The organism is Streptococcus lishijunsis, assembly GCF_047290665.1.
Taxonomy (GTDB): domain Bacteria; phylum Bacillota; class Bacilli; order Lactobacillales; family Streptococcaceae; genus Streptococcus.
This window is the reverse complement of the sequence record NZ_JBLBUC010000008.1, coordinates 24,720-35,656: the sequence shown is the minus strand read 5'-3', so window position 1 is coordinate 35,656 and position 10,937 is coordinate 24,720. Positions and strand designations below refer to the sequence as shown.

Annotated in this window: 4 protein-coding genes and 1 pseudogene; all 5 read right to left on the bottom strand. The window is 43.1% G+C overall.

Translation table 11 applies throughout. The features are described from left to right. Positions 1 to 33 precede the first annotated feature (33 nt). The 5 genes and pseudogenes from ACLN19_RS04765 to pbp1b all read right to left on the bottom strand — a co-directional run bounded on the left by ACLN19_RS04765 (position 34) and on the right by pbp1b (position 10,787). Positions 34 to 354 (bottom strand): annotated as a pseudogene (locus tag ACLN19_RS04765) (carboxymuconolactone decarboxylase family protein). A gap of 15 nt (positions 355 to 369) precedes the next feature. Continuing rightward, positions 370 to 804, bottom strand: coding sequence for a cupin domain-containing protein (locus tag ACLN19_RS04760; protein ID WP_413383839.1), 435 nt, complete (start codon positions 802 to 804; stop codon positions 370 to 372). A 93-nt stretch (positions 805 to 897) separates the two neighbouring features. Continuing rightward, positions 898 to 4,539 carry a DNA-directed RNA polymerase subunit beta' gene (gene rpoC, locus ACLN19_RS04755; protein WP_413383837.1) on the bottom strand — a complete coding sequence of 1,214 codons (3,642 nt, stop codon included), beginning with the start codon at positions 4,537 to 4,539 and terminating at the stop codon, positions 898 to 900. Between the two features lie 66 nt (positions 4,540 to 4,605). Beyond that, positions 4,606 to 8,178 (bottom strand): DNA-directed RNA polymerase subunit beta, encoded by a 3,573-nt coding sequence (gene rpoB / locus ACLN19_RS04750; protein ID WP_413383835.1) that lies wholly within the window; start codon positions 8,176 to 8,178, stop codon positions 4,606 to 4,608. Positions 8,179 to 8,486: 308 nt separating this feature from the next. Next, positions 8,487 to 10,787, bottom strand: a complete 2,301-nt coding sequence (gene pbp1b, locus ACLN19_RS04745; protein ID WP_413383833.1) for a penicillin-binding protein PBP1B — start codon at positions 10,785 to 10,787, stop codon at positions 8,487 to 8,489. Between the last annotated feature and the right edge of the window lie 150 nt (positions 10,788 to 10,937).

Genomic DNA, 10,937 nt, shown 5'->3' with positions numbered 1-10,937 from the left:
TTATTTCGTTGCCATTAGGCTTTTGACGAGTGCTTAGTCTTCTTTCCAAATCGCTTTAGCCAAACCAAACGCTGACCAGGCCTTAGGCCAACCCGCGTAAAAGGCTGCATGTGTTATGATTTCTGCAATTTCAGCCTTAGTGACACCATTTTGCTTAGCAAAAGCCAAGTGATGCTCTAGTTGCTCAAAAGCACCTGAAGTCATCAAAGCAGTCACAGTAACAATAGAGCGCAATTTAGGTGATAGTTCTTGCTCACGAGACCAGACCTAACCAAAAAGAACATCATCATTCAGATGAGCAAAGGTCGGTGCAAAATCACCCAGTTGATCATGTCCTGCTGTTTGTTTTACCATAATAGCCTCCTACTCTTATAACGCTTGATAATCTTGGTCAGAAACTTCCTCCAACCACACAGTCTCTCTATCCTCTCCAGCTAACTCAAAGGCGATATGGCTAAACCACGAATCTGCCTTTGCCCCGTGCCAATGCTTGACGTTAGCAGGAATGATGATAACAGACCCTTCTGTAAGAGAAATAGCCTCCTTGCCTTCCTCTTGGTACCACCCTTCACCAGCGGTACAGATAAGCACCTGTCCGCCACCTTGACTCGCTTTATGGATGTGCCAATTATTGCGACAGCTAGGCTCAAAGGTGACATTAGCTAACGCAAAATCCTTAGCTTTGGTCACCCCTAAAGGATTGAGATAAGACTGACCTTTAAAATACTTGGCATAAGCGTCATTTTTAGCGCCTAAGCCAAAAACATTAACCTTCTCAAAATCTGATTCTTGATAATATTTCACAACACGATCTCCTTTTTTCACTAACAGTTTACACCTATCTCTAGGTGAAAGCAAGTCAAAAAAGTAAGCTCAATGAGCTTACTTTTTGTAACATTAATGAGATTCATTAGCAACGACTTCTTCTGCGATAGCTTCTTCTGCATCCAGTTCATCGATTTCATTGACTGCCAATGGTTCAATATTACGATAACGTGCCATACCTGTACCAGCAGGGATGGTTTTACCGATAATAACATTTTCTTTAAGACCAAGAAGATGATCTTTCTTCCCACGAATTGCTGCATCTGTAAGGACACGTGTGGTCTCTTGGAAGGATGCTGCTGACAAGAAAGAATTCGTCTCAAGAGAGGCTTTTGTAATCCCCATAAGTACTGGACGACTTGTCGCAGGAATGCCTCCAGAAATGAGAATATCTCTATTGGCATCTGTAAAGTCTGAGATATCCATCAAGGTTCCTGGTAAGAGGTCTGTATCTCCTGGATCCATGATACGTACTTTACGAAGCATTTGACGAACCATCACCTCAACGTGCTTGTCACCGATTTCTACCCCTTGGCTACGGTAAACTTTTTGCACCTCAGCAAGTAGATAAGTCTCAACTGACAAGGTATCACGAACTTCAAGGAGACGTTTTGGTTGGATAGACCCTTCTGTCAGGGCAGCACCACGATGTACCTTATCACCTACTTCTACTTTCATGCGAGCTGTAAATGGTACGATGTACTCACCTTCGTCTGTCGGACCTTTGACAAAGACTTTTTTCGTACGTGTACTTGCATCTTCCTCGATTGCTGTAACCTCACCTTTAACTTCAGTGATGACAGCTTCCCCTTTAGGATTACGAGCTTCAAAGATTTCTTGGATACGTGGAAGACCTTGAGTGATGTCAGTATTTGAAGCAACACCACCCGTGTGGAAGGTACGCATGGTAAGCTGTGTACCAGGCTCACCGATAGACTGGGCTGCGACAGTACCTACTGCCTCACCAACTTCGACAGCGTCACCTGTCGCAAGGTTGATACCATAACAATGACGGCAAACACCGTGACGTGTGTTACATGTAAAGACCGAACGAATAGTCACTTCCTCAACACCAGCATTGACAATAGCTGCTGCCAAATCCTCTGTAATCAAGGTATCTGGTCCTACAATAAGTTCACCTGTCTCAGGGTGTTTAACTGATTTTTTCGTATAACGACCATTAAGACGCTCTTCTAGGGTTTCTGTGACTTCTTTGCCATCTGTAATGGCTGTAATCGTCAATCCACGGTCAGTTCCACAGTCATCTTCACGGATAATCACATCTTGTGCGACATCGACCAAACGACGAGTCAAGTAACCTGAGTCGGCTGTCTTGAGGGCCGTATCAGTCATCCCTTTACGCGCACCGTGAGTAGAGAAGAACATCTCCAATACAGATAATCCTTCACGGAAGTTAGATAGAATTGGCAACTCCATGATACGTCCATTAGGCGCAGCCATCAAACCACGCATACCGGCAAGCTGTGAGAAGTTTGAGATGTTACCACGCGCCCCTGAGTCCATCATCATAACGATTGGGTTTTTAGGGTCTTGTGTCTCAATCAAGCGTGCCTCAAGTTCTTCTTTAGCTTCACGCCAAGTCGTCGTAACAGCTACGTAACGGTCATCATCAGTCATTAAACCACGACGGAAGGCTTTATTGATTTGCTCAACCTTGCTGTGCGCTGCATCGATAATTTCTTGTTTATTATCAATGACAGGAATGTCTGCAATACCCACTGTCAAACCTGCCAAGGTTGAATGATAATAACCAAGATCTTTCAAACGGTCAAGAAAGGCTGATGTTTCTGTTGTGCGGAAACGTTTAAAGGTTTCGGCAATGATATTTCCGAGATTTTTCTTTTTAAATGGTGTATTGATCGCAAGCCCAGCGATAACCTCTTTAATATCTTGGCCAGGTTCTAGGAAGTATTTATCAGGTGTTTTTTCTGTCAAGTTGGCATTATTTGGCTCGATGAGATATGGGAGATCATCAGGCATAATGTCATTAAAGAGAATCTTACCGACAGTTGTCACCAAAATTTTGTGCTGTTGCTCTGCTGTCCAAGGTTTGTTTGGCATAGAGTCAACGGCAATCCCTACACGTGTATGCAAGTGGACATAGCCATTACGATAAGCCATAACCGCTTCATCACGGTCTTTAAAAATCATCCCTTCGCCTTCACGACCAGCATCTTCCATAGTCAGATAGTAGTTTCCAAGCACCATATCCTGAGAAGGTGTTACAACAGGCTTACCATCTTTAGGGTTTAAGATATGCTCTGCTGCCAACATCAAAAGACGTGCTTCTGCTTGCGCTTCTTCTGACAATGGCACGTGAATCGCCATTTGGTCACCGTCAAAGTCGGCATTATAAGCCTCACATACCAATGGGTGAAGACGTAGCGCCTTACCGTCGATAAGGACAGGCTCAAAGGCTTGGATACCAAGTCTGTGAAGTGTCGGTGCGCGGTTAAGCAATACTGGGTGTTCTTTGATGACTTCCTCTAAAATATCCCAGATACGCTCATCACCACGCTCAACCATACGTTTAGCTGCCTTAACATTTCCCACTAAGCCTTTGGCAACCAGCTCACGCATCACAAAGGGTTTGAACAACTCAATCGCCATCTCACGTGGGACGCCACACTGGTACATTTTTAAGGTTGGACCAACAGCGATAACCGAACGTCCTGAGAAGTCAACACGCTTACCAAGCAAGTTTTGACGAAAACGTCCTTGTTTCCCTTTAAGCATGTGACTAAGTGACTTGAGCGGACGACTTCCTGGCCCTGTGATAGGACGACCACGGCGACCATTATCAATCAAGGCATCAACCGCTTCTTGGAGCATACGCTTTTCATTTTGAACGATGATACCTGGTGCGTGCAACTCTAAAAGACGTGCTAGACGGTTGTTACGGTTGATAACACGACGATAAAGGTCATTAAGGTCAGACGCTGCAAAACGTCCACCATCAAGCTGCACCATAGGACGAAGGTCTGGTGGAATAACTGGCAAGATATTTAAAATCATCCACTCAGGTTTATTACCTGACTTTTTAAACGCATCCAGTACATCCAAACGACGGACCGCCTTAACACGTTTTTGACCTGTTGCTGTTTTAAGCTCTTCTTTAAGCTCTTCAATCTCAGCGTCTAAATCCACACGCTTTAAGAGATCTTGGATAGCTTCTGCTCCCATCTTGGCAACAAAAGAACCTTGGCCATATTCTTGTAATTTTTCACGGTATTCACGCTCTGTCAAGAGAGATTTTGGCTCAAGCGGTGTATCTTTAGGATCAATCACGACATAAGCCGCAAAATAGATAACTTCCTCAAGCGCTCTAGGGCTCATATCAAGTGTCAAGCCCATACGACTTGGGATACCTTTAAAGTACCAGATATGTGATACTGGTGCTTTTAGCTCGATATGCCCCATACGCTCACGACGTACCTTGGCACGTGTCACTTCGACACCACAGCGGTCACAAATAATCCCTTTATAGCGGATACGTTTGTATTTCCCACACGCACATTCCCAGTCTTTTGTCGGACCAAAAATGACTTCGTCAAACAAGCCCTCACGCTCTGGTTTTAGCGTACGGTAGTTGATTGTTTCAGGTTTCTTAACTTCACCATAAGACCATGAACGGACTTTATTAGGTGAGGCTAATGTGATTTGCATACTTTTAAAACGATTTACGTCAACCACTAGTTTTACCTTTCTTAGATTTATCTCAAAACGAGCTAAGCTGAGGATATCCTCAGCACTTAGCTATTAGTCAGTTGCATCAGTAGCCGCTTCTGCTTGTGCTTTAGCTTGCTCTTCTTGCTCTTTACGTGCTTTTTCAAGGTCATCAACGTGCATCACGTCATCATCTTCACCTTCATCCAAATCACGAAGTTCCACTTCATTATCATCTTCGTCAAGCACTCGCATATCAAGCCCCAATGATTGAAGCTCTTTTACGAGCACTCGGAATGATTCTGGGACACCTGGTTTTGGAATTGGATTACCTTTGGTAATGGCTTCATAAGCTTTAAGACGTCCTGCCACATCATCTGACTTGTAAGTCAAGATTTCTTGAAGGACATTTGAAGCACCATAAGCTTCCAGAGCCCAAACCTCCATTTCACCAAAACGTTGTCCACCAAACTGCGCTTTACCACCAAGCGGTTGTTGGGTTACAAGTGAGTATGGTCCCACAGAACGTGCGTGAAGTTTATCATCAACCATGTGGTGAAGTTTAATCATGTACATGACACCAACAGAAACACGGTTATCAAATGGCTCACCTGTACGTCCATCATAAAGGACCGTCTTAGCATCAGAATCCATACCTGCTTCTCGCACTGTTTCCCAGAGGTCTTCTGAGCTAGCACCATCAAAGACTGGTGTTGCAATATGGATGCCTAAGTTTCTCGCAGCCATACCCAAGTGAAGCTCCATAACCTGACCGATATTCATACGAGATGGCACCCCAAGTGGGTTAAGCATGATATCAACTGGTGTTCCATCTGGAAGATATGGCATATCCTCAACAGGTACGATACGAGAGACAACCCCTTTATTTCCGTGACGTCCCGCCATCTTATCCCCAACTTTAATCTTACGTTTTTGGGCGATATAGACACGTACCAACATATTGACACCTGATTGCAACTCATCACCATTGGCACGGGTAAAGATTTTAACATCACGAACGACACCATCGCCACCATGTGGCACACGAAGTGAGGTATCACGGACTTCACGTGATTTATCACCAAAGATAGCATGTAGCAAACGCTCTTCGGCTGAGAGGTCTTTTTCACCCTTAGGCGTTACTTTACCGACAAGGATGTCACCTTCTTTAACCTCAGCTCCGATGCGGATAATTCCCATCTCATCAAGGTCTTTCAGAGAATCCTCACCTACATTTGGGATTTCACGAGTGATTTCTTCAGGGCCAAGCTTTGTGTCACGTGTCTCAGACTCAAACTCTTCTAAGTGAACCGACGTATAGACATCTTCTTTGACTAAGCGCTCACTCATGATGACAGCATCCTCAAAGTTATAACCTTCCCAGGTCATATAAGCAACAATCGGATTTTGTCCAAGCGCCATCTCACCATTTTCCATAGATGGACCATCAGCGATAAAGTCTCCTTTTTCAACTTGGTCCCCTACTTTGACAAGTGTTCGTTGGTTATAAGCTGTTCCTGAGTTTGAACGACGGAATTTTGTGATGTGATACACATCAAGACTGCCATCTTCACGACGCACCTCAACCTTTTCAGCATCAGAAAAGACAACACGTCCATCATGCTTAGCAATAACCGCAGCACCTGAGTCGTGAGCTGCTTGATATTCCATACCAGTACCAACATATGGCGCATGCGGATCAATCAAAGGCACCGCCTGACGTTGCATGTTGGCACCCATAAGGGCACGGTTAGAGTCGTCATTTTCAAGGAAAGGAATACATGCTGTCGCTACCGCCACTACCTGCTTAGGTGATACATCGACATAATCAACGATACTAGCTGGGAATTCTTGGTTGTTACCTTGGTGACGTCCCATAACAATCTCCTCAGCAAAAGTCCCATCAGGATTCAATTTAGAATTAGCCTGAGCTACTGTGTACTCGTCTTCCTCATCAGCTGTCAACCACTTCACTTCGTTAGTGACAACACCTGTCTTACGATCAACCTTACGATAAGGTGTTTGGATGAAGCCGTATTTATTAAGATGTCCATAAGAAGATAAGTTGTTAATCAACCCGATGTTAGGACCTTCTGGTGTCTCAATCGGACACATACGACCATAATGAGTGTAGTGAACGTCACGAACTTCATATCCTGCACGGTCACGTGTCAAACCACCAGGTCCCAAGGCAGACAAACGACGCTTATGCGATAGCTCTGATAAAGGATTGTGCTGGTCCATGAACTGTGACAACTGAGAAGACCCAAAGAATTCTTTAACAGCTGCTGTTACAGGACGGATATTGATGATTTGTTGTGGTGTCAAGACTTCGTTATCTTGGACAGACATACGCTCACGAACATTACGCTCCATACGTGCTAGACCAATGCGGAATTGATTGGCTAACAACTCACCTACGGCACGGATACGACGATTTCCCAAGTGGTCGATATCATCTACCTTACCAAGCCCTTCAGCAAGGTTTAGGAAATAGCTCATCTCTGCCAAGATATCTGCTGGCGTCAGTGCACGCACTTTATCATCTGGATTGGCGTTACCAACAATAGTCACAACACGATCTGGATCTATCGGTGAAACAACTTTGAATTTTTGTAAGATAACAGGATCTGTCAAGACGGCATAATCATTTGGTGTATAGACAAATTTATTCAAATCACCATCCAACTGATCAGCAATGCTATCAATCACATCGCGTGTCATAACCGTACCAGCTTCAACAAGAATTTCACCAGTCTCAGCATCTACCAAGTTTTCAGCGATTACTTGATTCAACAAACGCGTCTTGATATTTAATTTTTTGTTAATCTTATAACGACCAACAGCTGCCAAGTCATAGCGACGTGGGTCAAAAAAACGAGCTGTCAAAAGACTACGTGAACTCTCAGCTGTCTTTGGCTCACCTGGACGAAGGCGCTCATAAATCTCTTTCAAGGCTTCATCTGTACGTGAATCTGCTGGGTTTTTGTGGATGTCTTTCTCGATAGTGTTACGCACAAGCTCACTATCACCAAAAATATCCATGATCTCATCATCACCTGAAAAACCAAGAGCACGTACTAAGGTTGTAAATGGAATTTTACGTGTGCGGTCAATACGCGTATAAGCGATGTCTTTTGAGTCTGTCTCAAGTTCAAGCCAAGCCCCACGGTTAGGAATCACTGTTGAACCATAGCCTACTTTACCATTTTTATCGACTTTATCATTAAAGTAAACACCTGGAGAACGCACAAGCTGGCTAACGATGATACGTTCGCCACCATTGATAATAAACGTCCCCATCTCAGTCATCAATGGAAAATCACCAAAGAAAACTTCCTGTGTCTTGATTTCATTGGTTTCTTTATTGATTAAACGAAAAGTCACAAAAATAGGAGCAGAATAAGACGCATCATGGATACGTGCTTCTTCTAGTGTGTACTTTGGCTCCTTGAATTCGTATCCGACAAATTCAAGCTCCATAGTGTCTGTAAAATTTGAAATAGGAAGAACGTCCTCAAACACTTCTTTCAAACCTGTCTCTAAAAAGTCTTTGAAAGAGTCTATCTGAATTTCAATTAAATTAGGTAAATCAAGAACTTCTTTGATTCTTGAAAAACTACGACGTGTGCGGTGTTTACCGTACTGAACTTCATGTCCTGCCAAGATGTTACTCCTTTTATCTAAAGATACTAAGCCAGTTTCAGTTGTCTGCTGACATCCAAACAACTAAAAGTACCTGCAAGGCCGTCGCTTCTGTCAATTATATCATGAGGCTTTTTTGTGAGTTTTTAGAAAGTTTAAGTATTGGTTACAATTGCTAAAATATCCTAAAAATAGGCACAAAAAGAGCAGCTAAACCCGACTCAAAAAAGTTTGATTTAACTGCTGTAAGCCTTCTTGGACAATATTTCAAGAAAGCAGACGACAAATAGTTATCAACTATTATAACTTATTTTTTGATAAATGGCAAGTCATCTGCGTAAAATACTTGCCCACGCTTTTTGATAATCACTGTCTGTACCACCAATGGCAAATTTATAAACCGTATCTCCAGGACCATTTTTAGCCCAGTAGCTTGTCGTCATCTCACCTGATAAGGTGATTTTCTGATCATTAATGGTGACTGTCGCTGGCTTTAGACCTGTCACTTTCAGGACATTTGCCTTGATAACACTAGGATCCAACCCAAAACGCCTATCACTAAAGAGGGAGCTATCTGCTTGGTAAATCGCATTGACAAGGTTTGCCATATATTGTGAATTTTTAGAATAACCTGTCGTACTCGCTAGCGAACTATTGTCATCATGACCAATCCAGCCACCCAACGTAATATTAGGAGTCGCTAACATCAGCCATCCATCAGAAAAGTTATTGGTCGTCCCTGTCTTTCCAATCCAGTCTGAACCTGCCAAGGTTGCATTGATAGATTGAAGGTCTTTTTTAAAGGTCGTCGTCAGACCAGACTCAATAGGACCTCTGAGCAGATCTTGCATAATCGTGGCTGTTGCTTTTGAAAAAACTTGCGTTGCCTTAGACTCATGCTGATAGATGACCTCGCCACTACTATCTGTGATAGACTCTACCATATAACGCTTGTGATAAGCACCGTTATTAGCTAGCATCTGATAGATATTGGTCTGATCAGCCACAGATACCTCAACGCCACCGCCAAGCGGCAAGCTCTCGATATTATAGTTGCTGATATTATAGTTCATCTTATCCATATAGCCTTTGACATCCACCCCCTTACTCAATAAGAGCTGGTAAGTCCAATAAGCTGGGATATTCCATGATTTATTGAGCGCTTCTGTCAAGTCCATCATGGCTGTACCTTCTTCGGTATCGTGCATGATTTTCTCACCATTTGAAAAGGTCGTTGGATAGTTAGATAAGATACTAGCACTTCCCATCAAGCCTTGGTCAATAGCGATACCATATGGGATAATCGGCTTAATACTTGAGCCTGTTGAACGCTTGGTATCAAAGGCATGATTATTTTGATTACTAGCATAATTGCGTCCACCAATAAAGCCTAAAACAGCGCCTGTATTATTGTCCATTAGGACATTACCCATCTGAACGGTCCCTGTCCCATCATCCAAGATACTACCATACTGCGCAGCTGCAGTTTGCATGGCTTCATAGACCTTTTTATTGATCGTCGTCTTAATGGTATAGCCACCTTGTTGAAGAGACTCAAGAGCTAGTTTTTGGTAGCTTTCTTTGGTCTCGTCATTTTTCAAATCCTGCTCAGACACCTTATCACGCTTGATAAGGTAATCATACATGACCTCCTGAGCCTCGCTCATCACTGTGTAATACAGATAATCATGTGTATTGACTTCTTGCGCTTCTGGTGCGATGAAATCTTGCTTAATATCATAGGCTTTGTAAGTGTCATAATCCTCTTTGGTCAAAAGCCCTGTACGATACATATTGTAGAGGACATCTTGTTGGCGTTTGATACCATACTGGAGATTCTCGTCAGATTTGAGCTGACCATTACCACTGTATGGTGAATAGACAATAGGACTTTGTGGTAAGCCAGCAATAAACGCTGCCTGTGGCATGGTTAAATCCTTAGCTGAGACACCAAAAATACCCTGAGCAGCTGCTTCAACACCTGCAATATTTTGTCCCTTATTATTACGCCCAAAAGGAGACACATTGAGATAAGCGGTGAGAATATCATCTTTGTTCATATAACGCTCAAGCGATAGAGCATAGATAATCTCACGTGATTTCCGCTTAAATGAAGGGTCATCTCCCAAGACTTGCTGCTTGAGCAATTGCTGCGTCAAGGTCGAGCCACCACTAGACTCCCCCAAACCTAAAAGTGAGCCGACCGCCGCACGAAAGACGGCCTTTGGCACCACACCATGATGCACCTCAAAATTTTCATCCTCAGTTGCAATAATGGCTTTTTTGACATTGTCTGAAATAGCACTGCTCTCAACAGGCGTACGCAACAAATCCGAATCAATATCTGAAATCAATGATTTGTCTGAATACGTCATTTGTGACACTTGAGAGACAGAGGTTACATCCTTGACCAGTGTTGCTTCATCTGGCACTGTGACGCTATCAATCTGGCTAGCCAGATAACCCACTGCCATCCCTCCGCCAAGCATAACCATCAGGATGATAATGATATAGACAAAGTCTGAGAGCAACTTTAGCGTTCGCAACAAAATCGCGCCAATCTCAGATAGACTAAACGTCTGAGTACCTTTTTTATCAGATTTTCTGTTTTTGTTTGATTTCTTAAACATCAAAAATACCTCATTTTACATTATACCAAATTTAACGGTGCTTGCCTATTGTCTAGTCAGCTCTCTTGACAAATTAAAAAAGCTCGTCTCCTCACTTTTAAAAAATGCTAAGGCAAATGCCCTCTAGCTCCTCTAAAATGACGATACGAA

What these genes read in the sequence shown, in the direction of transcription:
- pbp1b (WP_413383833.1), bottom strand. Translation starts at nt 10,787, where the DNA reads ATGTTTAAGAAATCAAACAAAAACAGAAAATCTGATAAAAAAGGTACT.